Source organism: Solibacillus sp. iso_87 (assembly GCF_056173085.1).
This window is the reverse complement of the sequence record NZ_CM149656.1, coordinates 859,038-882,471: the sequence shown is the minus strand read 5'-3', so window position 1 is coordinate 882,471 and position 23,434 is coordinate 859,038. Positions and strand designations below refer to the sequence as shown.

At 39.2% G+C, this 23,434-nt stretch carries 24 protein-coding genes and 1 other annotated feature; of the genes, 7 read left to right on the top strand and 17 right to left on the bottom strand.

Annotated features, from left to right (window positions below; all coding sequences use genetic code 11):
- Window position 1: 1 nt before the first annotated feature.
- Window positions 2-403 (bottom strand): YhcN/YlaJ family sporulation lipoprotein, encoded by a 402-nt coding sequence (locus AC0VXV_RS04265; protein WP_475530489.1) that lies wholly within the window; start codon window positions 401-403, stop codon window positions 2-4.
- Between the two features lie 162 nt (window positions 404-565).
- On the opposite strand from AC0VXV_RS04265, the gene AC0VXV_RS04260 reads away from it, so the two are divergent.
- Window positions 566-1,093 carry a CotY/CotZ family spore coat protein gene (locus tag AC0VXV_RS04260; RefSeq protein WP_475530488.1) on the top strand — a complete coding sequence of 176 codons (528 nt, stop codon included), beginning with the start codon at window positions 566-568 and terminating at the stop codon, window positions 1,091-1,093.
- 99 nt (window positions 1,094-1,192) lie between these two features.
- Here the strand turns inward: AC0VXV_RS04260 and AC0VXV_RS04255 are convergent, their stop codons facing one another.
- From AC0VXV_RS04255 to AC0VXV_RS04230, 6 genes are all read right to left on the bottom strand, one after another.
- Window positions 1,193-1,519: a 4-diphosphocytidyl-2C-methyl-D-erythritol kinase gene (locus AC0VXV_RS04255; RefSeq protein ID WP_475530487.1), complete on the bottom strand. Its 327-nt coding sequence runs from the start codon at window positions 1,517-1,519 to the stop codon at window positions 1,193-1,195.
- 40 nt (window positions 1,520-1,559) lie between these two features.
- Window positions 1,560-2,930 carry a magnesium transporter gene (mgtE, locus tag AC0VXV_RS04250; protein ID WP_475530486.1) on the bottom strand — a complete coding sequence of 457 codons (1,371 nt, stop codon included), beginning with the start codon at window positions 2,928-2,930 and terminating at the stop codon, window positions 1,560-1,562.
- A gap of 201 nt (window positions 2,931-3,131) precedes the next feature.
- On the bottom strand, window positions 3,132-4,016 hold the full coding sequence (locus tag AC0VXV_RS04245) for an RluA family pseudouridine synthase (RefSeq protein WP_475530485.1): 885 nt from the start codon (window positions 4,014-4,016) through the stop codon (window positions 3,132-3,134).
- A gap of 11 nt (window positions 4,017-4,027) precedes the next feature.
- Window positions 4,028-4,822, bottom strand: a complete 795-nt coding sequence (locus AC0VXV_RS04240) for an NAD kinase (RefSeq protein WP_079524781.1) — start codon at window positions 4,820-4,822, stop codon at window positions 4,028-4,030.
- On the bottom strand, window positions 4,822-5,499 hold the full coding sequence (yjbM, locus tag AC0VXV_RS04235) for a GTP diphosphokinase (protein WP_251689702.1): 678 nt from the start codon (window positions 5,497-5,499) through the stop codon (window positions 4,822-4,824). Before yjbM ends, AC0VXV_RS04240 begins: the two co-directional genes overlap by 1 nt.
- Window positions 5,500-5,654: 155 nt before the next feature.
- Complete coding sequence (locus AC0VXV_RS04230; RefSeq protein WP_475530484.1) at window positions 5,655-6,101, bottom strand: UPF0738 family protein; 447 nt, start codon at window positions 6,099-6,101, stop codon at window positions 5,655-5,657.
- Between the two features lie 105 nt (window positions 6,102-6,206).
- Here AC0VXV_RS04230 and AC0VXV_RS04225 point away from each other — a divergent pair, with 105 nt between their 5' ends.
- The 4 genes from AC0VXV_RS04225 (at window position 6,207) to AC0VXV_RS04210 (ending at window position 9,122) form a co-directional block, all read left to right on the top strand.
- Window positions 6,207-6,794 carry a CYTH domain-containing protein gene (locus AC0VXV_RS04225; RefSeq protein ID WP_475530483.1) on the top strand — a complete coding sequence of 196 codons (588 nt, stop codon included), beginning with the start codon at window positions 6,207-6,209 and terminating at the stop codon, window positions 6,792-6,794.
- A gap of 8 nt (window positions 6,795-6,802) precedes the next feature.
- Window positions 6,803-7,585 (top strand): lytic transglycosylase domain-containing protein, encoded by a 783-nt coding sequence (locus AC0VXV_RS04220; RefSeq protein WP_475530482.1) that lies wholly within the window; start codon window positions 6,803-6,805, stop codon window positions 7,583-7,585.
- 320 nt (window positions 7,586-7,905) lie between these two features.
- Window positions 7,906-8,304, top strand: coding sequence for a globin domain-containing protein (locus AC0VXV_RS04215; protein WP_008403570.1), 399 nt, complete (start codon window positions 7,906-7,908; stop codon window positions 8,302-8,304).
- Window positions 8,301-9,122: a DsbA family protein gene (locus AC0VXV_RS04210; protein WP_475530481.1), complete on the top strand. Its 822-nt coding sequence runs from the start codon at window positions 8,301-8,303 to the stop codon at window positions 9,120-9,122. The genes AC0VXV_RS04215 and AC0VXV_RS04210 overlap by 4 nt, the downstream gene beginning before the upstream one ends.
- 985 nt (window positions 9,123-10,107) lie before the next feature.
- On the opposite strand, the gene pepF is transcribed toward AC0VXV_RS04210, so the two are convergent.
- From pepF to spxA, 4 genes are all read right to left on the bottom strand, one after another.
- Window positions 10,108-11,916, bottom strand: coding sequence for an oligoendopeptidase F (gene pepF / locus AC0VXV_RS04205; protein WP_475530480.1), 1,809 nt, complete (start codon window positions 11,914-11,916; stop codon window positions 10,108-10,110).
- A 54-nt stretch (window positions 11,917-11,970) separates the two neighbouring features.
- Window positions 11,971-13,098, bottom strand: a complete 1,128-nt coding sequence (locus AC0VXV_RS04200; protein ID WP_475530479.1) for a competence protein CoiA — start codon at window positions 13,096-13,098, stop codon at window positions 11,971-11,973.
- A 285-nt stretch (window positions 13,099-13,383) separates the two neighbouring features.
- Window positions 13,384-14,037 (bottom strand): adaptor protein MecA, encoded by a 654-nt coding sequence (gene mecA / locus AC0VXV_RS04195; RefSeq protein WP_340800196.1) that lies wholly within the window; start codon window positions 14,035-14,037, stop codon window positions 13,384-13,386.
- Between the two features lie 313 nt (window positions 14,038-14,350).
- Complete coding sequence (spxA, locus tag AC0VXV_RS04190) at window positions 14,351-14,749, bottom strand: transcriptional regulator SpxA (RefSeq protein WP_008403575.1); 399 nt, start codon at window positions 14,747-14,749, stop codon at window positions 14,351-14,353.
- Window positions 14,750-15,214: 465 nt separating this feature from the next.
- Window positions 15,215-15,431: a binding site (T-box leader), on the top strand.
- Between the two features lie 63 nt (window positions 15,432-15,494).
- Between spxA and trpS the strand changes: the two genes are divergently transcribed.
- Entirely contained in the window at window positions 15,495-16,484 is a 990-nt protein-coding gene (trpS, locus tag AC0VXV_RS04185) for a tryptophan--tRNA ligase (RefSeq protein WP_413077646.1), read from the top strand.
- Here trpS and AC0VXV_RS04180 read toward each other — a convergent pair.
- The 3 genes from AC0VXV_RS04180 to AC0VXV_RS04170 all read right to left on the bottom strand — a co-directional run bounded on the left by AC0VXV_RS04180 (window position 16,438) and on the right by AC0VXV_RS04170 (window position 19,067).
- Entirely contained in the window at window positions 16,438-16,656 is a 219-nt protein-coding gene (locus AC0VXV_RS04180; protein WP_079524771.1) for a hypothetical protein, read from the bottom strand. The genes trpS and AC0VXV_RS04180 overlap by 47 nt on opposite strands.
- Window positions 16,657-16,731: 75 nt before the next feature.
- Window positions 16,732-17,973: a beta-ketoacyl-ACP synthase II gene (fabF, locus tag AC0VXV_RS04175; RefSeq protein WP_475530478.1), complete on the bottom strand. Its 1,242-nt coding sequence runs from the start codon at window positions 17,971-17,973 to the stop codon at window positions 16,732-16,734.
- A gap of 158 nt (window positions 17,974-18,131) precedes the next feature.
- Window positions 18,132-19,067 (bottom strand): beta-ketoacyl-ACP synthase III, encoded by a 936-nt coding sequence (locus AC0VXV_RS04170; protein WP_475530477.1) that lies wholly within the window; start codon window positions 19,065-19,067, stop codon window positions 18,132-18,134.
- A gap of 456 nt (window positions 19,068-19,523) precedes the next feature.
- On the opposite strand from AC0VXV_RS04170, the gene AC0VXV_RS04165 reads away from it, so the two are divergent.
- Complete coding sequence (locus tag AC0VXV_RS04165; RefSeq protein ID WP_008403579.1) at window positions 19,524-19,721, top strand: YjzD family protein; 198 nt, start codon at window positions 19,524-19,526, stop codon at window positions 19,719-19,721.
- Window positions 19,722-19,988: 267 nt separating this feature from the next.
- On the opposite strand, the gene AC0VXV_RS04160 is transcribed toward AC0VXV_RS04165, so the two are convergent.
- The 3 genes from AC0VXV_RS04160 to AC0VXV_RS04150 all read right to left on the bottom strand — a co-directional run bounded on the left by AC0VXV_RS04160 (window position 19,989) and on the right by AC0VXV_RS04150 (window position 23,429).
- Window positions 19,989-22,121: an ATP-dependent Clp protease ATP-binding subunit gene (locus AC0VXV_RS04160; protein ID WP_475530476.1), complete on the bottom strand. Its 2,133-nt coding sequence runs from the start codon at window positions 22,119-22,121 to the stop codon at window positions 19,989-19,991.
- Window positions 22,122-22,294: 173 nt separating this feature from the next.
- The gene (locus tag AC0VXV_RS04155; RefSeq protein ID WP_475531399.1) at window positions 22,295-22,603 is read right to left on the bottom strand and encodes a metal-sulfur cluster assembly factor; all 309 of its coding nucleotides are present in this window, start codon (window positions 22,601-22,603) and stop codon (window positions 22,295-22,297) included.
- Between the two features lie 61 nt (window positions 22,604-22,664).
- Window positions 22,665-23,429 (bottom strand): dienelactone hydrolase family protein, encoded by a 765-nt coding sequence (locus AC0VXV_RS04150; protein ID WP_475530475.1) that lies wholly within the window; start codon window positions 23,427-23,429, stop codon window positions 22,665-22,667.
- Between the last annotated feature and the right edge of the window lie 5 nt (window positions 23,430-23,434).

Sequence of the window (23,434 nt, the reverse complement as noted above, 5' to 3'; positions counted from 1 at the left end):
GTTACGTTTCCTCCTTAGCAAGCCTTTTTAATGCATGCAATTCTTTCAGCATTTTTTTCTGGTCTTTTTCTTCCATCAATTTAGTCGATTCCCAAAACATTTTAAAATCCGCGGAAACATTGACTTTACTATCGGAAAATTTATCTTCCAACTTCTTTTTCCAATCTTGTTCAATTTTTTGGCGGTTCCATTTTTCAAATGGTTTTAATTGCATTGCGACAAATAATTCATCTTCAATTACTAAAAGATTCGCCTGTTCAATTGCATCATCTTCTTTTAAAAGCTTTTCCACTTCCTCCTGATTCTGTTCATTGTCTGTCATTCCATACGTTACAACCTTCTCCCGGTCATTGCAGCCTGCAAGAACTAGAACCAAACTTAATGCCATAAATGCTTTCCACATAACAGTCCCCCCTTTAGTCCATTTTTCTCCAAGTATAACCTCCCTTATTTTGAATTATTCAACGCCCATAGAAGTTTCACCAAACCTGTTCATTCGCCCGATTCTTTTAAAACCTGGGTCATATTATTAGTAAGAGTTAAGTAAACCGGAGGTGAAAAATTTATGGGTTGTGGAAGAGGTAATAATGATGTAGGTGGAGCTGGCGGACATCACCAATCACGTGGCTGTGTTTGCGAGGTTGTCCGTGCGATTTTAGAAATTCAAAATGCGGCAGTACAAGATGAATGCAGTCGCTGTACAACAAACTGTTTCCTAGAGCCGCTTGGTGGAATTGTTAACCCGGCACGTAACAATGTCGACACACGTGTATTTACTTTATTAAACAAGGATGGTTCTCCATTCTTTGCAACATTCACTACAGCAGATGGAAATGATTGTCCTTGTGTATCAATTTATTTCCGTGTTGAGGATGTATTTGATGGCTGCTGTGCAACATTGCGTGTTCTTGTACCACAAGATGACAATGAGCGTACAGTTGATTTACTAAACGATCAAGGAACAGCTATTGACTTCCGTCAAGTATGTAAAGTGACAGAATTTGAGGCTTCAGATAGCTGTATCACAGTTGATTTAGATTGCTTCTGTGCTGTTCAATGTATCGATGATGTGGACCTTGGCATTTGTGACTAATTCTTGTTAAAAAACACATCTCGCGCATAGCGCGGGATGCTGTATTTTCTTTCATGAAACAAACTAAAAAAGAGGAGCCATTAACTTGGCTCCTCCTTTTTATAAAGTATGATGAATTAATACAATCTCATTTGCTTTTATCCAGCGTTTAGTATCATGACAATTCAACAATACTTGACTACCACTTATTTTATCGATTGACCCGTGTATTTTTTCACCTGATTGCAAAATAAATAACAATACCCTTGGCTCTTTCATCGGCTTCGAAAAATAATGGAGCTGTCGGGCAATAAGGGCATTTTCTATTTTTTCAGTGGTAGGTCGTACATAAATTGATGTACTTTCTTCTTCAACTTCAACTCGTTTTTCTTGTATATAGACCGGACTTGCAATAAAAAGTAATGGGTGAATTTCCACATTCCACATCCTTTTTCATACAATATGCAAAGTCTTTTCAAATCGTTCCTTACAGAATCCGGCTAATAAACGTCGATGCAAGGCCAAGATAAATAATAATACTTGTGACGTCATTCAACGTTGTAATAAAAGGGCCAGATGCAACGGCAGGGTCAACACCCAGCTTATGCATTAAAATCGGAATAAACGATCCAGCCAGTGTCGCGACGATAATCGAGCAGCAAATCGATGCCCCGACAAGCAGACCGATCATTAATGTACCTTTCCAGAAGAAAATGATTCCGACAACAATGGCACCGCTAACTACCCCCATAATAAGTCCTGTACTTAATTCCTGCACGATCAGCCTGAATTTACTTTTCCCGCCAATATCCCCAGTTGCAATTCCTCGTACCGCTACAGCCAAGGCCTGGGTTCCACTATTACCGGATGTACCGGAAATGAGCGGAATAAATGTTGCAAGCAAGGCTACTTTATCAAGCGTTGCTTCAAATATTCCCATAAGTCCAGATGTCAGCATTCCTAAAAACAGTAAAATAATGAGCCATGGCAAACGCTTGCCTGCCGCGCGTAAAGGACCTGCATCATTATCATCCATATCTGCAATACCGGCCAGTTTGGAATAGTCGTCCTCTGCTTCTTCTTCAATAACGTCGATAATATCATCGACCGTAATAATCCCTTGAAGCTCACGGCTCTCGTTGACAACTGGAATTGCCAATAAGTCGTAGTCCTTTATCAAGTTCGCGACATTTTCCTGGTCATCCGTTACTTTGACCGAGACGACACGTTCGCTCATAATGTCACGAATATATAAATCCCCTTCAGCGACAATCAGTTCCCTTAACGACATGACACCAAGCAGTCGATGTTCCTGGTCCACTACAAAAATATAATAAATCGTTTCGGCGGTTTGGGCTTCCTGACGCAGCACTCGCATTGCCTCACGAACCGTTGCGCTTTCAACGACCGATACATATTCTGTCGTCATGATGGCCCCGGCTGTATATTCTTCATAGCCTAAAAGCTCATTAATTTCATCGACGGTTTCTTCATCCATCATGTCCAAGAAATTTTCCCGTTGCTCGGTATCCAATTCATTGAGGATATCTACCGCATTATCGGTATACATGAAGCCGAACATGGCCGCACCATATGATGGATCCATCTCATCTAAGTATGTTTTATATTCATCGTCCTCAATTTCAGTTGTTTCAAAAATGATTGCCATTTCTTGAGGAGACAAGTAACGATAAATAATTTGCCGTATGTCCGGGCCCACCTCTTCGTAAAACTGTGCTTGATCATATGGATGGAGTACTAGGAAATGTTCGCGGAATGACTCGATATTTTCTTCATCAAGCAGCATTCGCAAAAACGCTTCATCGTACTGGACTTCATCATTTTTTTCCTCTATCATGCTTGCCCCCCTCCTTTCGACTTTTCATAACGAGTTATTTTATGATTAATTACCGTATTTCGTCAAGGTTAATTACGTTTTATCATTATTTTTTTTCGTCGTTCAATAAATCGACTAATGACTTACGTAAATTCCTTCTCAACAGTATATTCCCAATTTCCCCAAAAATAAAAGATGCCAATGAAATCTTGGCATCTTGCATTAGTTAATCAATGTAGAAATCTCTTCCGGCAGCTTGCTTTTAAAGTGCACTCTTTCTTTCGTTAACGGATGTTCAAATTCAATGTAGCGGCAATGGAGTGCCTGGCGGTCAATTAATGTATGATTGCCTCCATATAATTCATCCCCTACTAATGGGTGGCCAATATAAGCCATATGAACACGTATTTGATGGGTTCTTCCCGTATGAAGCTTCAGGCGAATATGTGTCGTATTATTTTTACGAGTCAGCACAGTAACATCCGTATGGGCAAATTGTCCGTCTGGACGTACTTCACGTTCAATAATACTCGTATCCTTCCGTCCAATCGGAGCGATAATGGACTGCTGTGCTTGCTCAATGATGCCTTCTGCAACTGCTTCATATTCACGATGAATTTGTCCCTTTTTTTGCTGTTCACTCATTAAATGATGTATATGACGATGCTTTGCTATAAGCATCAACCCGGATGTATCGCGGTCAAGTCTTGTCACGATATGAACAGTAGAAGCAAGCTGCTGCTGTTCAAAATAGCCATATACAAGGTTGGCAAGCGAATTATTCGGATGTTCCCGAGAAGGGATCGAGCTCATGAAGGCCGGTTTGTCGATAAGAAGCACTGCCTCATCTTCATAAACAACAGCTAATTCTCCTTGTACTGGAATCAGTCCTTCACTTGCTTCTTCTACCGGGAAAATAATCGATACAACATCGCCTTCCGCCAAGCGATGCCGCACATTTCTTTCTTCACCGTTAACCAAAAGTGCCCCACCATCAAATTTAATGGCGGTCAATGCACGCTTTGAAATGCCCCAGTGAGCAATTGCATCACGCAAAAGCTCCTGATCGACCGTATTGATAAATTGTAATTGAAATCGTTTATCCATATACCCTCATTCTATTCATTCGAGATAAATGAATCATGCACACGTTCCCAAAACGGGAATGGTCTGAAACGAGCAAAACGCACTTTTTCATTTGCCACATTAAATGTAATCGATTTTACATCGGTTTCCGTCATGCTTATATGATCGACTGTCATATTAAATTGCTGCTCATGTACAGGTTTTAGTACACAGTTATGATGTGCCGGCAATACTAAAGATGATCCTACCGTCCGGAACACACGGTTATTGATCGATGCCATTTCTGTTATTTGCAAAGCCTGCAATGTCGGATGAATAATCGCTCCGCCAAGTGCTTTATTGTATGCTGTACTGCCCGACGGTGTCGAAATACATAAACCGTCCCCACGGAAGCGCTCAAAATGCTCGCCGTTCAGCTCCACATCCATTACAAGCGTTACGTCCGGCGATTTTATCGTTGCTTCATTCAGCGCCAGAAACGTACTGGATTCGGAATGCTGGCGATGAACCTGCACTTCCAATAACGGGTATTCAACGACATTGTATTCCTTTTTGGCAATCGACAATACTAACTTTTCTAGCTCTGAAGGTTTCCAATCGGCATAAAAACCTAAATGGCCGGTATGGATTCCGACAAAAGCTGTTTTATCCAAACGGTGCAAATAGCGGTGGAAAGCATGCAATAATGTTCCATCGCCGCCAATCGAAAGAACAATTTCCGGCTCTTGTTCATCAAATTGTAAACCGAAATCAATTAAATAAGATTTTGCGAGCTCCATCAATTCGTTTGATTGGTCATCTCTGCGTGATTGAATTGAAAACTTCATTATTTGTCACGCTCCTCTTTGTCAGTTGACTTATGGATAGCTGTATTCGTTGCTTCTTTCACTTCACTGAAATATGCCTGTGCCTCTTGAATTTCACTTCTAATTGAGGACATTTCTTCATCTAATCGGAATGCTGCTTCGGCTGCGCTTTGCAATCGATTTTTTATCTCTTCAGGGAAAATCCCTTTATACTTGTAGTTCATGGAATGCTCAATTGATGCCCAGAAGTTCATCGCCAATGTACGAATTTGAATCTCTGCCACAACAACGATGCGACCTTGAATCGTTTCTACCGGATACTCAATAATCATATGGTGTGAACGATAGCCACTCGGTTTACTGTGTGTAATATAATCTTTTTCCTCGATCACTTTCATATCATTACGCTGACGGATCAGCTCGGTTACTGTTGCAATATCATCCACGAACTGACACATAATCCGTACACCGGCGATATCTTGCAATTCATTTCCTAAACGCGCAGTCGGTTCGAATGGTATCCCTTTATCAAGCGATTTGTCATATATACTAGCAAGTGGTTTTACACGACCTGTAACAAATTCAATTGGCGAATTGGCACTCATAATACCAAATTGCGAACGCATCCCTTTTAATTTTATTTTAAGTTCATCCACAGCTTGTCGATATGGACTCAAAAATACTTCCCACTGCCCCAATTTAAAAAACCCCCCAACTAGAAATAGTTCATACCTTTCACACTATTTCATCAACACGTTGTTTCAAACAATTATACTTCTTGTAGACGAGAAATACACATTTCACACCTAAATCACGTGAAATGATGTTTTTCTTGTGATATTTAAGTTTATTGCTATTTATTCAAGAATTCGGCAAATGCCTTTTCGATATTATCAACAAATTGATCTCCATAGTTGCTGTTGCCTTCAATATTATAAAGCAATCCTTGTAATTCATCAGCAAATTGTTGAAGCGGCAGCAGACCATCTTCCACTTTCAAGTATGCTTTCTGCTCTGCCAATAACATTTGTAATAGTTGCGGCCATACATTTTTTGAAAAGCTTATATAACTGTATGCCTCATTTTCTTCTATGATATAAAGAAACGCCTCGTTATCCGAATCGACGATCACTTGCCCTGTTGATTGCAATTGGCTAAGTTGTTTCTTTTCATTTAAAATAAAATAGATTTCTTTATGTACTACTTCAACATGATCAATTATATATACGTTTCGCAATGAATTAATCTCCTTTTTCTTTTCATCACCTGAAATTGTCGGATGATAAAATTGATGATTCATCTACCCTTCACATTTTACCATAGGACACTCGATTGGTGCAGAAACGTTTGACTTCTTTCAGCCGTTGAATTTAATTGAAAACTATTAACAAAAAGGACGATGACAATGACACAGCAAATTGAAATAGAATTTAAGAATATACTAACAAAGTCACAGTATGAACAGCTTCTTGAAGCATTCTCCATAAAAAACGAACAAATTATTCGCCAGGTTAACCATTACTTTGATACAAAAGAAAACGATTTAAAACAAATTCACAGTGCTCTTCGAATTCGTGTCGTGGAAGATGCGATTGAATTTACGTTAAAAGAGAAAGCTTCCAAGCACCAGCATTTAGAAACGACAGATTACTTAACAAGTGAGGAAGCAGATCGTATGCTGGCCGGTGAAGGAGTGCCCCCGTATTCTGTAAACGAAAGACTGGCGCTATTTAATATTCCGGTAGGCGAGCTGCACTGTTACGGAACATTGACGACCGACCGGGTAGAAATCCCATACAAAGGCGGTTTGCTCGTGTTTGACCATTCTTTCTATTTGCACTGCGACGATTATGAGGTAGAATATGAGACACATGATGAAGCAGTCGGAAAAGAGATTTTCTCCGAATTTTTGGCACATCATGAAATTGAGCCACAGCCTGCGCAAAAGAAAATAGTGCGCTTTATGACGGCTTTAAACAATCAGAAAGGCTAGGTGCTGTGATGGATATTTCATCAATGAAAACATTGCTTGAACTTCAGGCAATGCAGAATTTAAATACATCCAATCAGTCAAGCGCAAGTGTATTATCATCATCTACGTCGACTCTATTTTCCGACTTAATGAGCGACATTTTAAATGGACAATCTTTATCAAGTTCGCTAAATGGACTTGGTGATGTGAGCACTTTCCAGCAGTTAACGGATTCCGAACAAACTTCTAATTCGCAGCAGCAAAACTCGGCTGCTCAAAACTATATCGCATCATTTTTGTTGAATAATTCATCGAACTTAACGAATTTACCGGGTACATTCAATAGCCTATCAGCAAATAATGAAACATCCACAATTGAACAGTATATGACGGATTTTACTAGAAAGACCGATGTAGCAAACTTCTTTGCCGGTGCTGAGACTTATCAGGCAGAAATTACTGCTGCCGCTAAGAAATACAATTTACCTGAAAAACTGATTACTTCCGTTATCAAACAGGAATCGAACTTTAATGCTTCTGCTACTAGCGCTGCCGGTGCATCCGGGTTAATGCAGCTCATGCCTGCAACTGCGCGCTATTTAGGGGTGTCTGACCGCTTTGACCCTGCACAAAATATTATGGGTGGTGCAAAATATTTACGCCAAATGCTCGACCAGTTTGATAATAATGTGGAAACAGCGCTTGCTGCGTACAATGCGGGTCCTGGAAATGTAAAAAAATATGGGGGTATCCCACCTTTCCAGGAAACTCAAAACTATGTCAAAAAAATAATGAACTATATGAATGTGTAAATTTTTTATTAATACCGGTGAACTTGCAGTGAAAATTTGAAGACGAAAGCCAAAAGCAATTTTGATATTTAATTGTTTATGCTCCTGAAATGCTCTAATTTGGATTAGTTGGAAAATCGGTGTAAACACCTATTAATCAATGATTCAGCGGTACTGATGATAGATGTGAAATGCCCTTTAAACTTTTTGGCAGGGCACTTTATTTGTTAAAATGGCCCTACGTTGCTAGAATGATTGTATCGCCTAAATGAAATTTACATTACTTACATGACATTCATATTTCATATACTGGCAAAGAAAGACACAAAGGAGTATAACTAATGAATCGAAAATATACGATTCCTTATGAGGAACTCGGTGCTGAAAAGCTTTCTGAATTAATTAACGCGTTCTACTCTCGAGTGGCGAAGCATCCTTTATTAATTCCTATTTTCCCTGAAGATCTGACGGAAACAATTCGTAAACAAATACAATTCCAAACGCAGTATCTTGGGGGACCTAACCTTTTCTCAGAAGAACATGGTCATCCGATGATGCGTGCGAGACATATGCATTTTAAAATTACACCCGATCGTGCCCAGGCATGGCTTGAATGTATGGCAGAGGCGATGGACGAAGTGGGCTTGGACGGTAAATTCCGTGAAGTTTACTATAAGCGTCTCGTTATGACTGCTCACCATATGGTCAACGCCCCAAATGATGAGGAGGGATTTGAGTGAATAATGTCCAACTTTTACAGCAACCTGTAGCACCATCTACATGTAATAAACCGATTGAGCTTTATATTTTTATTGACCCTCTTTGCGAAAAAGCATTAGCCCTACAAACGACAATGCGTAAACTGCAAGTAGAATACGGTCATTACTTTACATGTCGATATGTCCTTAGTACGGAACTCGCTGCTTTAAACAGCATGACGAGCCGGATGAAAGGCTGTGTTTCCGGAGCGGAATTGGATATTACACATCCAGCATTACCTTCAATTGCAATTAAAGCGGCCGAACTTCAAGGAAAGCGTGCAGGTTTCCGCTATTTAAACAAAGTTCAAGAAGTAGCAACACTTAATACACGCAACATCAATTCACACGCGACATTAATTGAAATCGCACAGCAAGTCAATCTCGATATGGATGAGTTCGTGTCCGACTTTGGTTCAAAAGAAGCAGCTCGTGCGTTCCAATGCGATTTATACTTAACTCGTGAAATGGAAGTTGAAGAAATTCCAAGCATCGTATTTTTCAATGAATGCATTGAAGATGAAGGCCTGAAAGTAAGCGGTTCTTATAATTATGAAGTTTACGAGCATATTTTAGCAGAATTGCTAGGAGAAGAATTAATTCGCCAACCGGTTCCCGCATTAGACGAGTTATTCGATCGATTCAGCACCCTTACAACAGCTGAAGTAGCCGAAATCTACTCAATCAATGAACAACTGGCAGAACGCGAATTAAAGAAACGTATGCTTCAGCAAAAAGTAGAACGCATCATGACCGATGAAATTACACTTTGGCGTGCAAAAGAACGTACGACCTACTAAATAATTTATTAAACGCACTTATACAATATTTTCACCAGCTATGCATCCATGCAGGCTGGTTTTTTTTAATGTTTTCTGGAGGTTGTTCCGAGTTGGGATACGAACAGTCACTTCTTTTTTATGGTTGTGAGGGTAGATACAGATATAAATCCTTTCCTGCGCCCGCTCATGCGGTTATGAGATGACACCATGCTAGATATAGTGAAGGGGCTGTTATGAGGGATGTAGGACGCTTTTTTGAGGAAGTGAAGTGACGTGCTTTTATTCGCCGTTTGAATTGATAAAGTAGAAGTTTTTGGTACGAAAGTAGAACGTTTGCACTGGAATGTGGAAAGTTTTAAGCTGAATGTAGAACTGTTCCCTGATTAAGTAGAACGCTCCTACTATATTCAACTCTTGGATCGGAAAAGTAGAATCTTTTTATACGAAAGTAGAATGTTTTCATGGAAATGTGGAAAGTTTTGAGTGTGAAGTAGACAGTTTCCTTTGAAATGGGGAAACTATTTACCGAAGTGAGAAATTTCCTACTCATCCTGTAGAATTCCCCCTGCCCTTCCATCTACAGCTCGAAAAATCGGTAAACAAAACAAAAGAGGCGCCTTATTCTCGAGAAATAAGACGCCTCTTTTTCACAAAGGGGATGGGAGAAATGTTCACGTTCAAACAAAGGGGTGTATGTTTGTTATGTGATTTATTTCACGAGTATTACTCTATCATGGAATAATATTTCTTGCAATGAATCTTTCACAATTTCACAAATTCGTCATATAGTAAGCGTTTCCATATGAAGAAAAGAGGTTTAAAATAAAATATCATAAATTCGAGTTTAATTCCCCGCCTCAAACGCCGATATATCACCATTCTTTACATTTATACTTCTGACAGCTTCTCCTAAATAGTTTTCTTCATCCCCCACTGATTTAAAGTAAATTTCCATTTATTCAAGCAAAAAACGCACCTTAAACAGATGCGTTTTCACAAACTATTAATTATTTAATAATAATTTTTCAAGCTCTTCTAACTTCTCTTCAAATACTTTACATGCCAATGCGATCGGTTCCGGAGATTCCATATCTACACCTGCAGCTTTTAATACTTCGATCGGGAAGTCCGAGCAGCCTGCTTTTAGGAAGTTGTTAATATAACGCTCAACTGCCGGTTCGCCTTCTTCTAAAATTTGTTTAGATAATGCTGTTGCCGCTGATTGACCTGTTGCGTACTGATATACGTAATAGTTGTAGTAGAAGTGTGGAATACGTGCCCATTCCAGACCGATTTCCTCGTCTACTGTCATTGCATCACCAAAGTATTGTTTGTTTAGATCGTAATAAATCGATGTTAATTTTTCCGATGTGATTGATTCGCCTTTTGCATCTAATTCGTGAATGATATGCTCAAACTCTGCGAACATTGTTTGACGGAACACTGTACCGCGGAAACCGTCTAACCATTGATTTAATAAATAGATTTTTTGCTTATCATCATCCAATGTTTTCATTAAGTGATCAAATAATAATTCTTCGTTACACGTTGAAGCCACTTCTGCAACGAAAATTGAGTAATCCGCATATTGATACGGCTGGTTCGCACGTGAATAATAACTGTGCATTGAGTGGCCGAATTCATGTGCCAATGTATAAAGGTTATTTACATTATTTTGCCAGTTCATTAACACATACGGATTTGTACCGAACGTTCCAGAGGAATAAGCACCGCTGCGTTTCCCTTTATTTTCAAGCACGTCTACCCACCGGCTTTCCAGACCTTTTTGGACGATTTCCTGATATTCTTTACCAAGTGGAGCAAAGCTTTCTACCATCGTTTTCTTCGCTTCGTCATATGTTACTTCCATTTTCACTTCTTTAACAAGCGGTGTAAATAGATCGTACATATGCAGTTCATCGACACCAAGCACTTTTTTTCGAAGCTCTACATAACGGTGTAATGCCGGTAAATAGTCATGGATTGTTGAAACAAGCTGGTCATACACTTTTTCAGGAATGAAGTTATTGCTAAGTGCAGCATGGCGCGCTGAATTGTAATTACGAACTTTTGCATTGGCATTATGCGCCTTTACATTCCCGGCTAAAGTTGTCGCAAATGTATTTTTATATTGGCCGTAAGTTTTGTAAACGGCTTTAAATGCTGCCTCACGTACTTCGCGATTGTCGCTTTCAAGCATTGTAATATAATTACCGTGTGTAATTTGTACTTCTTCTCCATCTTCCCCTATAATTTTCGGGAATTCCAAATCTGCGTTGTTTAAAGCGCTGAATGTTTTGCCAGCTGTCGATGTCACTTCGGAAAATTGTGCCAGCAGCTCTTCTTTTTCCGCAGATAAAATATGAGGACGGCCCAAATTCAGTTCTCTTAGACTTTGTTCATATAACGAAAGTGGTTCATAGCTTTCCACATAGCTGTTTAATGTCGCTTCATCCAATGCTAAAATTTCAGGCGTAATAAATGACCACGCTGCTCCTGCATTTGTAAGAACAGAGCGAATACGACCATCAAGATCCTGGTATTTACTATTCGTAGTATCCTGATCATGCTTCAAATGAGAATATACATATAACTTGCTCAGACGTTCGTATAATGCATCGCTGAACTGCAATGTATTGTATAAGCTTTCCGCACTATCCGCTACTTTCCCTTTATAATCCGAAGCTTTTTTTGATAATTGTTCTACTTCTTTCAGCTCAGCTTCCCAAGCCTCATCGGATTCAAAAATTGTTGTTAAATCCCATGTTAATTGCTCAGGTACTTCTTCACGCGTTAAAATTTGCTTTGCCATTTATTTGCCTCCTACTATTCCGAAATTCGAAATTATAAATCTATTTAAACAATTTCAACATCCAAATGCAACCAATTCGTCGTACAGAACATTAAAAAGTTGTTTCTCGGCAATATTATCACCCAATTGCTCAATATTGAGATGTCTTAAAATTGCTAAATAATGTTCCACCGCTGCTCTCCGCTCATCCGTCAGCTCCAATTGATTCCATTTGAAAAAATAAGGAATTGCATTTTCATTCATCGTTTTAGCAGTGAGCGCATGGTATTCCATAAAATGAAAAAACCCTACTTGCCATTCTATACAAAATTGATTAAAAGCATGCGTATTGCACACAGGAATCCCTAAAAAAATCGGCAAATCCGTCATCGTTAGCCTTAATTCATAGATAGAACGGAAAAATTGATCGTTAACCCCTTTTTTGCTTAATAATAGACGGGGGCGGATATATTGCTCACGGAATATGCTGAAGTTTTTCAGAAGCAAATGAAATTGGGGTTTCGTTACTTTTTCAGGAACTAAGAGCGGAAAACGTTGTTGATTGAGGGCTAACGGCTTAACAACTGCAAAATACTGCAATTTATGAAGATGGATTAAATTACTAATATAGTAGAAGGTTTTGCTTTTTACATCATAGGTGATGAGGAATTTCTGGGTTTTATACTGTTGCATAAATTGAGCGTTTGTTTGATTGATTGAAACTTTTACGATACCGGGACATTTAAATTTTTCGGGCGTGTGCAAAATCCATATCGGAGTTATTCCGGCACGCAAATAGCCGCTTGTTCGCTGTTGAAAAGATGGATGTGCGATGGGGCTGCACTGAAATTCAATTGCATATTGACGATTTTTAAATGTGATGAGAAGATCCGGTCGCTGTTGAAGCTGCGGTAAATACGGTTCAAGAACGGGACGTAGCTGAAGGTTCGAAAATTGGTGGAAGAGTTGTTGTTTCCCAAGTAGATGTGAAGCAGATTCCCCTTCCGAAAACAAAGAATCGCATTCACTATTTTTTTGATGTGCAAAGTGCGGAATTTTTATTTGTCCAGCCTTTAATAAAAGCTGTTCTTTACATTGGGGGCAGAAAAAGGATTGCTGTTTTTTTAATCTTTGCAGTTCATTCAGGGAAAATTTCGACGTTAAATGAAATAATTGCTGTTGTTCGGTCATTGCGACCAGCATTTGCTTCCACTCCTTTTTATCCATCTTAATGAAATGCTCATTCTATTTCAACTTATAAATAATAACTATTGGAAACTGGCTTTTTCAAAGAAATTCTACTTTTATTACATATCTATGAACTTTCCACTTTTGCCTCACAAAGTTCTACTTTTATCATATTGTTTTTCACTTTTTCCAAGCTACGTTATAATTTTCTCCCTACATTTTCTACTTTCACAATTATATTACCCCATTACAAACATAAAAAAGCCACCTAAAATCAGGTGGCTTTCGTAAACTGCTTTCCTACTCAAAATACGTAATGATTGTTTCGAAGCAGTCTTCAGCAATGATTGTCTCCGCATACTCTTCAAGGCGGTGCGCTGTAATTTTGGAAGCCGTTAAATATTCAGTACATAAAGCGATGATATTTCTCGCTTCCTGGCTTTCCAAATCTTTTAAATCTACATATAAATAGTAGTAATCCTCCCATTTATACAACACGGATTCTATTCCTAATGGTGCTGCGCGTTTTGCAAGAGGTATTAGTTCGTCAATATCTTTAAATCGGAATCGGGCGTTTTCAAGCGATTGTTCTTCTTCTTTTGCTGCTTTGCCAATCGCATTGAAGATCGATTCTTCCATTTCATTTAATTGATCTGATATATGAAGGTCATCTTCAAAGTTGCCAGCCATCGAAGAAGTTTCGGAGTCATTACCTACAGATGCGCGTGTAACAACGACTTCCAATCCACTTTCTGAAGCGTTAATATGAATCCAAATTGGACCATCTAAATCGAAATAATCATCTGTATTTATTTCACCAATGATATCCCAGAAAAGCTCTTCACCTTTTGCGCGATTGTACCATATTTCTTCGCGCGTATAACCGCGGTCCTCGATATCACTATACGTAATAAATAATTTTAGCGTATTTTCATTAATGCGTTCGATGTCCATTAGACCTCAACCCCCTTCACAGTCATTGTATAGAACGTCGCTTTATTTCCAAGTGGCATACAATATGGCGTTCTATTGCATCGGAACTTAGATACTTTTAAATATTAGAAGTATCTATAACTCTATTGTATGATGGATTGGATTAAAATGAAAAGGAAAAACATTATTCAGCGTAAATTATTTGAATAATTGAAATTGTATTGCACGAAATACTTTAAATCAAGTCCTTAAGGTCTCTTTCTAATATGTTCTAAAATAAAAAAAAGATGCTACAATTGCACAATATGCATCCGTAACATCATGAGCGGTATATTTAGTTAACCATGCGTTGGGCTTCTTGCAACTGGTATGCTCGTACTTTACGAGGCAGGAATCGACGAATTTCATCTTCGTTATAACCAACTTGCAGACGTTTTTCATCTAAAATAATCGGACGACGTAATAGTCCCGGATATTCCTGAATAAGCTCATATAATCGTTGTAACGGCAATGTTTCAACATCGACATTCAACTTTTGGAAAATTTTCGAACGCGTTGAGATAATTTCATCTGTACCATCTTCTGTCATTCGTAAAATCTCTTTGATTTCACTAATTGTAAGTGGCTCGGAAAAAATGTTGCGTTCTGTATATGGGATATCATGTTCCTCTAACCATGCTTTTGCTTTTCGACATGAAGTACAACTTGGTGAAGTAAATAATGTTACTAACATTGGCTCACTCCCTCTCTAATTGATTTCAATTCAATTGCTAGATGTTGCTTCCTGTTAATGTAGAAGCACAAATGTATAAGTAAAACTCAATTTAGAATTAATTTAATTTAAGATTCTGTTCCCATTATACATGAATAACCCATGTTTGAATATACAATGTCAACAAATAATTCAACTTACGTAATAAATTTTATTACGCATTTCTCTCTAATAAGCACACTTTTTATAATTTTGTGCCATAACAAATTTTACCCGTAAAATAGTAAAATAAAACGTACTGATTTTTGATGTTTTTTCTCATTTAATAAATTGTAATTGAGAAAAAATCAGATAATATGATGCCATTTCATATAATTTAATTATCTATTTACTACTATTTCCATTTTTCTTCGTTTTATTCCTGTTTCTTTAAAATAAAACGATTGCTTTCTTTTCATTAGTTACGTTATAATCCTTTCAAGATTATGAAAAACGATGACGAAGAGTAGTACATTTAATAAGAATGCCTAGAGAGTCTGTGGTTGGTGCAAACAGATCATTCGTTAAATGGAATGGACTTCCGAGTTAGCTTGATGAACATTTCTATTAGTAGTCCAGCTCGTCGCCTTCACGTTACGAAGCAAAGTGGCCGATTAAGGCAAGCTGGGTGGTACCGCGGATTTTAACATCATTCGTCCCTTCTATTTTCGAATAGAGGACGCATGATGTTTTTTTATTTTCATTTGATTTTAAGGAGGAACACCCATTGAAAACAATCTTTTCAGGTGTACAACCAACAGGAACTATTACTTTAGGGAACTATATCGGAGCGATTAAACAATTCCCTGCTCTACAGGAAAACAACAACGCCATTTATTGCATCGTGGATCAGCATGCAATTACTGTGCCACAGGATCGCCTGGAGCTGCGTAAAAATATCCGCTCATTGGCTGCAATGTATATTGCATGCGGCATTGACCCGAAAAAATCGATCTTATTTATTCAGTCAGAAGTCCCTGCCCACGCACAAGCCGGCTGGATGCTGCAATGTGTCGCTTCAATCGGTGAATTAGAGCGTATGACACAGTTCAAAGACAAATCAACAGGTAAAGAGTCTGTTTCTGCTGCACTATTAACATACCCGCCGTTAATGGCTGCCGATATTCTTCTTTACAATACAGACATCGTACCGGTTGGCGAAGACCAAAAGCAGCATATTGAATTAACACGTGATTTAGCTGAGCGTTTTAATAAGCGCTACAATGACGTATTAACAATTCCTGATATTCAATTGCCGAAAGAAGGCGCTCGTATCAAGTCATTGCAGGAGCCGACGAAAAAAATGTCAAAATCCGATACGAACACAAAAGCGACGATCCGCCTGCTTGATACAGCAAAAGAAATCGAGAAGAAAATCAAATCTGCTGTAACGGATTCTGAGGGTATCGTTAAATTTGATATTGAAAACAAACCAGGTGTATCAAACTTGCTTATTATTGAATCTGCCTTATCCGGAACAGCAATTGCAGATTTAGAAGCAAAATATGAAGGCAAAGGCTATGGTGATTTTAAAGCTGGAGTAGCACAGGCTGTTATTGACCACTTAACACCAATTCAGGAACGCTATTATGCACTTATTGACTCACCGGAACTTGATGAAATTTTGGATGAGGGTGCAGTAAAAGCGAATGCCATTGCCTCTAAAACACTTAAGAAAATGGAGAACGCGATGGGCTTAGGCCGTAAACGACGCTAATCATCCCGCCAATAGCAACAAGCAGCATATACAACTCTGCTCCATGTACAATGTACATCAATACAGCATGCCATGAATAACCGAGCGTGCGGTAATTCAAGTATAAAATCATATTACTGATCGACATGACACTGAGCCCATAAAAAAATAAAAAAAGTACGAAACGTGTCACAAAACACCATCCTTCGTACAACTATACGAAAAACGAACGTGCGATAGAAGAAGCACGTTCGTTTTTTGTTATTTATTAATCTGTAATTTTTTTAAACAATAAACAAGCATTATGTCCACCGAAGCCAAGTGAATTGCTTAACGCGTATTCAACTTCCGCTTTGCGTGCTGCATTTGGTACATAATCCAAATCACATTCCGGATCCGGCTCGTGTAAATTCATTGTCGGCGGCAAAATACCTTCCTTCAATGCAAGTACTGTAAAGATAGCCTCAATACCGCCTGCTGCACCTAATAAATGGCCAGTCATACTTTTCGTTGAGCTCATCGCCAATTTATAGGCATGGTCACCAAAAACAGTCTTAACTGCCTGTGTTTCAAATAAGTCGTTATATGGTGTACTCGTACCGTGTGCGTTAATGTAACCAACTCGGGCAGGCGATACTTGTGCATCATCGATTGCCATTTGCATCGCACGTGCTGCACCTTCACCGTTTGGAGCCGGTGCTGTAATATGATGGGCATCCCCAGTTGAACCATATCCAACAACTTCACCGTAAATTTTCGCACCGCGTGCTTTTGCATGTTCATACTCTTCCAAAATTAAAATTCCTGCGCCTTCACCAATAACGAAGCCGTCACGGTTTTTATCAAATGGACGTGATGCAGAAGCCGTGTCCGGATTTAACGATAACGCTGTATTTGCACAGAAGCCTGCTACCGCCATTGTTACGATTGGCGCCTCTGCTCCACCTGTAATCATCACATCCGCATCTCCACGTTCAATTACTTTAAATGCGTCACCAATCGAGTTAGTTCCTGATGCACAAGCCGTTACGGAACAAGAGTTTACCCCTTTTGCGCCAAGATAAATCGATACTTGTCCAGAAGCCATATCCGGAATCATCATCGGTACGAAGAATGGACTCACACGGCGAACACCGCGCTCCTGGAATGTTAAAAACTGCTGTTCATGCGTTTCCATTCCGCCGATTCCAGAACCGATCCAAACACCTACGCGAGGTGCCATTTCTTCGGTAATCGTCAAGTTGGCATCTTTTGCAGCCATCATTGAAGCTGCTAATGCATAATGTGTAAAACGGTCCATCTTCCGAGCTTCTTTTCGGTCGATATAATCTTCTATATTAAAATCTTTTACTTCAGCCGCTACAGATACTGGAAATTTGCTTACATCTACTCGTGTTAATGGTCCAATACCAGACTTGCCTGCAATTACATTTTCCCATGCTTGTTCTGCACTGTTTCCTACTGGCGTTACTGCACCGATTCCTGTAACAACAACTCTTCTTTTCTCCATTATTTAACACCCTTTTCTAAGTTAAGTTCTTTTCCTATTTAAAGATTGATTTCTATTTCGGATTTGGGGCCAATACGATGTGGTCACGAATGCGTTGTGACAGGCCATGACGATTTTAGCATTCGTTCCATCTTTCCCCCACATCCCAATCTACATTCTTATTTACCCCACTTTAATGCGAGTGCTCCCCATGTAAGGCCTCCGCCGAAGCCTACTAAAACAACGATATCATCGTCTTTGATTTTACCTGACTCCAAATCTTCAACGATTGAAATACCGATTGAAGCGGCAGATGTATTGCCGTATTTCTGGATTGTTTTCGACATTTTTTCCTCTGGTAAGTCAAGACGTTCTCTTGCGGCTTCCATAATGCGGATGTTCGCCTGATGCGGTACTAAATAATCGACATCTTCCTTCGTCAGGCCTGCCTTTTCGAGTACATTTACTGCTGATTCGCCCATTTGACGAACCGCAAATTTAAATACTTCACGACCATTCATTGCAATATGATTTTCAGGATTTAGATAAAGATGCTTTCCGCCTGTTCCGTCAGCTCCAAGTTCGAATGCAAGAATTCCGCGCCCTTCCGAAACTTTGCCGAGAACAGCCGCACTTGCACCATCCCCAAATAGGACAGCTGTGTTACGGTCATCCCAATCCACAATTTTCGACAGTTTTTCAACACCTACTACTAATACATATTCATAATCATTGCTCTCAATAAATTGTTTTGCAATAGCCGTTCCATAAATAAATCCTGAGCATGCAGCGGAAACATCCATTGCGCCACATCCCGATATTTCAAGTCGTTCTTGAATTTGACACGCTACACTAGGGAAATTCTGATCCTGTGTAACCGTCGCAACAACGATTAGACCGATTTGATCTGGTGTTATACCTGCATTTTCAATAGCCTGCACTGCTGCTTTATATGCTAAATCCGATGTTTCTTCATTCTCAGCGATAAAACGGTTTTCAATACCCGTCCGAGAACGAATCCACTCATCTGATGTATCTAAAACTTTTTCAAAATCTTTATTTGCTATAGCTTTTTCCGGAACATATTTCCCCATCCCTATAATACCGGCATTCATATAATAGCCCCCTTGTTTTCTCTTGGATCAAATAATATAACTAATTATTAGTAGTTGGTACTAATTATAGAACATAATTATTTTTAACACAATTAAAATTTCTGGAAAAAGAGGGACTATGGATTATTCTTGTTTTTCTCCCGATTAAAATGGCTATTCTAATTGGTAAAACATCGTCATGAAATTAAATGGTGGTTGGAAGTTTTCATTCGTTTCTTCCATTTAAAATTTTTGAGCGTGAACGTACAAAAACGTTCCATTTTTAGACAAACATCTTTGTGCTAATCTTCTTTTTTTCCGTGTTAATTCTTACTAAAAAAAGCAATAAAAATAAGCATTTATGACAACTTGAAGAATAATTTGATTCGCCCTTTTAATTTCATGAATGCTTGTGGTATGATATTGAAGATGTAATTTCACAATAACGTTATAAATAAGTTCAATGAGGTGAATTTGATGCAATATATCATTACGTTCTTTTGGTCATTCTTATTAGTTTCAATGCTAAACTATGTAGTAAGTTCTGTATTAAGTGTAGATTTTAACTTCATGAATGGCGTAATCGTATCATTAGTATTCAGCGTATTAGTTATTATTATCGCTGCAATCATTCCAAACGAATCAACTCCAGAAGCAGAAGCAGAGCATCACTAATAGATAACAAGGGGCTGTCCGGTAAAACTACTGGACAGCCCCTTGTTATTTACGTCTATTTTTTCGGGGGCTGACTTTATTAGAAAATTTCCATACAATATTAGAAGATATATACTCAATATTAGAAAAGTCGACCCGTTTATTTGAACAGTAGTACCTCTAATTAGAACTTCCGGCTTTTATTGGAACTTTTTCATTTATATTAGAACTCTAATCCTCCCTAAATAAAAAAGCTTGTACGCATTTACGCACAAGCTGTCTTCACACTTAATTTGATTTTTTTATAACCAACTCTTCATTTTCCAATGCAATCGATAAACTTCCACCTGCTGTAACTTCCCCTTTTAACAGCTCACGGGCAACAATCGTCTCCAAATGGCGTTGGACAAAACGTTTGAGCGGACGTGCACCAAACTGCGGGTCAATTCCGTGCTTCACAATCCAGTCTACAACTTCCCCGTCAACAGAAAGCGTAATTTCCTGTTCTGCTACCCGATCTTGAAGCTGCTTTACATATTTCCAGGCAATCTTATGGAAGTGCTCATTCGATAATGCATGGAACATAATTATATCATCCATCCGGTTTAACAGCTCAGGCTTAAAGTGCTGGCGTAATGCCGCTTGGACAAGCTGTTTCGATTCTTCTGATGTTTCCAGTAAAAACTGTGAACCGATATTGGATGTTAAGATAATGACGGTATTCGTAAAGTTGACGATCCGTCCTTGGCTATCGGTGATGCGGCCATCATCGAGTACTTGCAGTAAAATGTTGGCGACATCCGGATGTGCCTTTTCGATTTCATCCAGCAGTACAACGGAATATGGATTACGGCGTACCGCTTCTGTCAGCTGACCACCTTCTTCGTAGCCAATATAGCCTGGAGGAGCTCCGACTAACCGTGATACAGAATGCTTCTCCATATACTCGCTCATATCAATACGGATGAAATGGTCTTCTGAATCGAATAGTTGTGCGGCCAACGCTTTTGCCAATTCCGTTTTTCCGACACCGGTTGGACCGAGGAACAAGAAGCTTCCGATTGGCTTATTTGGATCTTTAATACCAGAACGCGCACGCCAAACTGCTTCCGTTACATACGTTACCGCATCGCCCTGACCAACTACCCGTTCATGCAGTGTATCTTTTAAACGGAGCAGTTTTTCGCGTTCACCTTCAACAAGTTTCGTTACCGGAATACCTGTCCAGCGTGAAATAATTTTAGCGATTTCTTCTTCAGTCACTTCTTCACGCAGCATCCGGTTACCTTCCGACTGTTTCAACTGTAGTTCCAGTTCGGCAATTTCCTTTTCAAGCTGAGGTATTTTACTGTATTGAAGCTCACTTGCCCGCGCTAAATTACTGCCTGAAATAAATAAATCATCGCGCTCGGCTTCCATTCTTTTCAGTTCATCTTTTTTATCCCGCACAATTTGTAAGCCGTTTTTCTCGAGTTCCCACTGTTCCTTCATTGACTTTATCGATACTTCCAATGTATCAATTTCATCTGTAATTATTTCAAGACGTTTTTTGCTCGCATCATCTTTTTCTTTTTTCAGTGCCTGCTGTTCAATTTTCAGCTGAGTGAGGCGGCGCGTTAACTGATCCAGTTCCTGTGGCATTGAATCGATCTCGATGCGGATCATTGCACATGCTTCATCAACCAGATCAATTGCTTTATCCGGTAAAAAGCGGTCTGTAATATAACGGTTTGCCAGTTGGGCCGCTGCAATAATCGCGCGGTCATGAATGCGTACACCACGGTGATGTTCTTCAAAACGATCTTTTATTCCTCGTAAAATGGATACTGTATCTTCAATAGAAGGTTCTCGCACCATTACTTGCTGGAAGCGGCGTTCCAATGCAGGATCTTTCTCGATATACATCCGGTATTCATCCAATGTTGTCGCTCCAATACAGTGCAGTTCACCGCGTGCAAGCATTGGTTTCAGCATATTTCCTGCATCCATTGCTCCGTCTGTTTTCCCTGCACCGACAATTGTATGGATCTCATCGATGAATAAAATAATACGCCCTTCTGATTCTTTCACTTGCTTTAATACCGATTTCAGCCGCTCTTCAAACTGCCCGCGATATGATGCACCGGCAATCAGTGCACTCATATCCAGTTCATAAAGCTCCGCATCTTTTAATCCTTCAGGAACATCCTGTCTTACGATTCGCTGTGCCAGCCCTTCGACAATCGCTGTTTTACCAACACCTGGCTCACCGATGAGGACCGGATTGTTTTTTGTTTTACGTGAAAGAATACGAATGACGTTCCGGATTTCCTCGTCTCGTCCAATAACCGGATCCATCTTACCGTTTTTTACTTGTTCAATTAAGTTACGTCCAAATTGTTCTAAGGGCGGACGATTATCTTGTGTTTGGTTAAATTGCATAGAATGCACCCTTTCATTTAGTTTGACCTTTTTTGATTATTTTAATTATAAGTCAAATTTGGTCAAACAACAAATAATTACGCCCTGTTTCTTTCGCAAATTTTCTAATAAAAAACGATCACTTTGCCTATATGCAAAATGACCGAATTTCAATTTATTTATTCATTTATTAATTAACGAATGCCTAATGCCATCTTTGCATAGCGTGACATATTATCTTTAGACCATGCCGGTTGCCATACGATATCGACTTTTACTTCTTTTACTTCCGGTAATTCGCTAAGTGCCGTTGTTACTTGGTCAACGATAACCGGTGCGAGCGGACAACCCATTGATGTTAATGTCATCGTAACGATTGCTAAGCCCTTGTCTGTTAAATCCACTTCATATACTAAGCCTAAGTTGACGATATCAATGCCTAACTCAGGGTCAATTACGTTTTCCAATGCACCTAACATACTTTCTTTCATATCGTGATCAATTGCCATTTTAAACTTCCCCTTTCGCCATGGTGTTAATGTTAATCATAGCAGAACGCAAGATTTATGCCAAACATTGCGCCATAAATTGCGTGACTTGCAAAATCCCGTTTCTCGAAACCGCATGCCCTGCTTTTCGTTCTGCCAAATAAGTAATATGTTCTGCTTTTTTTTCTTTTTCTAGTTGTTCAACATAATCTCGGCTCATATGATAAGGAACGACCGTATCGCGCTCACCATGCCAGAAAATAATCGGTTTGTTTGCCCATAAATCTTCATGCTGCTCCATATCGAATTTTTGGAGCATTTGAAGCAAGCCGTTTTGCTGTTCTTCAGATAGCGGAAATGTTACGCCTTTTTGCTTTAAATCCTCTACTTGATGGAGGGCCAGTTTCGTATAGCTTGTCGTTCCCATACAAATACCTGCCGTTTCAATCCATGGATAGATCGCTAAACAGCCTGAAGTGACAATTCCGCCCATTGAAGTCCCGGCAATCCCAACCTTGTTCCCTGCCAAGTTTTTCAGCTTCAATTCTTCATAAATAGTATGTACTTCTTCCACTGACTTTAATACAATTTTCCAGAAGTTAAAGTTCATCTGATCTTCTGTCAATTGGTTCGAGCGCTCGCCATGCATTAATGCATCCGGTAGTATAACGCGTACACCTTGTTGCACAAACTGATAAGCGTAATGTAAATTATGTTCCTTTGCGCTTAAAAAACCATGAAGAAAAATTACGACCGGTGTTTGCTCATCCATCGTTTCATCATATACATGCAGTAATGGAATGGACTTCCATTGTTCTTTATCAACTATCAAATTTCTCACCTCTT

Excerpts from the sequence above, each read along its gene's own strand:
- AC0VXV_RS04230 (WP_475530484.1), bottom strand. The coding sequence starts at position 6,101 with ATGAATCATCAATTTTATCATCCGACAATTTCAGGTGATGAAAAGAAA.
- AC0VXV_RS04255 (WP_475530487.1), bottom strand. The coding sequence starts at position 1,519 with ATGTGGAATGTGGAAATTCACCCATTACTTTTTATTGCAAGTCCGGTC.
- AC0VXV_RS04220 (WP_475530482.1), top strand. The coding sequence starts at position 6,803 with ATGGATATTTCATCAATGAAAACATTGCTTGAACTTCAGGCAATGCAG.
- AC0VXV_RS04165 (WP_008403579.1), top strand. The coding sequence starts at position 19,524 with ATGCAATATATCATTACGTTCTTTTGGTCATTCTTATTAGTTTCAATG.
- AC0VXV_RS04160 (WP_475530476.1), bottom strand. The coding sequence starts at position 22,121 with ATGCAATTTAACCAAACACAAGATAATCGTCCGCCCTTAGAACAATTT.
- fabF (WP_475530478.1), bottom strand. The coding sequence starts at position 17,973 with ATGGAGAAAAGAAGAGTTGTTGTTACAGGAATCGGTGCAGTAACGCCA.
- AC0VXV_RS04245 (WP_475530485.1), bottom strand. The coding sequence starts at position 4,016 with ATGGATAAACGATTTCAATTACAATTTATCAATACGGTCGATCAGGAG.
- AC0VXV_RS04215 (WP_008403570.1), top strand. The coding sequence starts at position 7,906 with ATGAATCGAAAATATACGATTCCTTATGAGGAACTCGGTGCTGAAAAG.
- mgtE (WP_475530486.1), bottom strand. The coding sequence starts at position 2,930 with ATGATAGAGGAAAAAAATGATGAAGTCCAGTACGATGAAGCGTTTTTG.
- AC0VXV_RS04170 (WP_475530477.1), bottom strand. The coding sequence starts at position 19,067 with ATGAATGCCGGTATTATAGGGATGGGGAAATATGTTCCGGAAAAAGCT.
- pepF (WP_475530480.1), bottom strand. The coding sequence starts at position 11,916 with ATGGCAAAGCAAATTTTAACGCGTGAAGAAGTACCTGAGCAATTAACA.
- AC0VXV_RS04265 (WP_475530489.1), bottom strand. The coding sequence starts at position 403 with ATGTGGAAAGCATTTATGGCATTAAGTTTGGTTCTAGTTCTTGCAGGC.
- AC0VXV_RS04240 (WP_079524781.1), bottom strand. The coding sequence starts at position 4,822 with ATGAAGTTTTCAATTCAATCACGCAGAGATGACCAATCAAACGAATTG.
- mecA (WP_340800196.1), bottom strand. The coding sequence starts at position 14,037 with ATGGACATCGAACGCATTAATGAAAATACGCTAAAATTATTTATTACG.
- spxA (WP_008403575.1), bottom strand. The coding sequence starts at position 14,749 with ATGTTAGTAACATTATTTACTTCACCAAGTTGTACTTCATGTCGAAAA.
- AC0VXV_RS04200 (WP_475530479.1), bottom strand. The coding sequence starts at position 13,098 with ATGCTGGTCGCAATGACCGAACAACAGCAATTATTTCATTTAACGTCG.
- AC0VXV_RS04260 (WP_475530488.1), top strand. The coding sequence starts at position 566 with ATGGGTTGTGGAAGAGGTAATAATGATGTAGGTGGAGCTGGCGGACAT.
- AC0VXV_RS04225 (WP_475530483.1), top strand. The coding sequence starts at position 6,207 with ATGACACAGCAAATTGAAATAGAATTTAAGAATATACTAACAAAGTCA.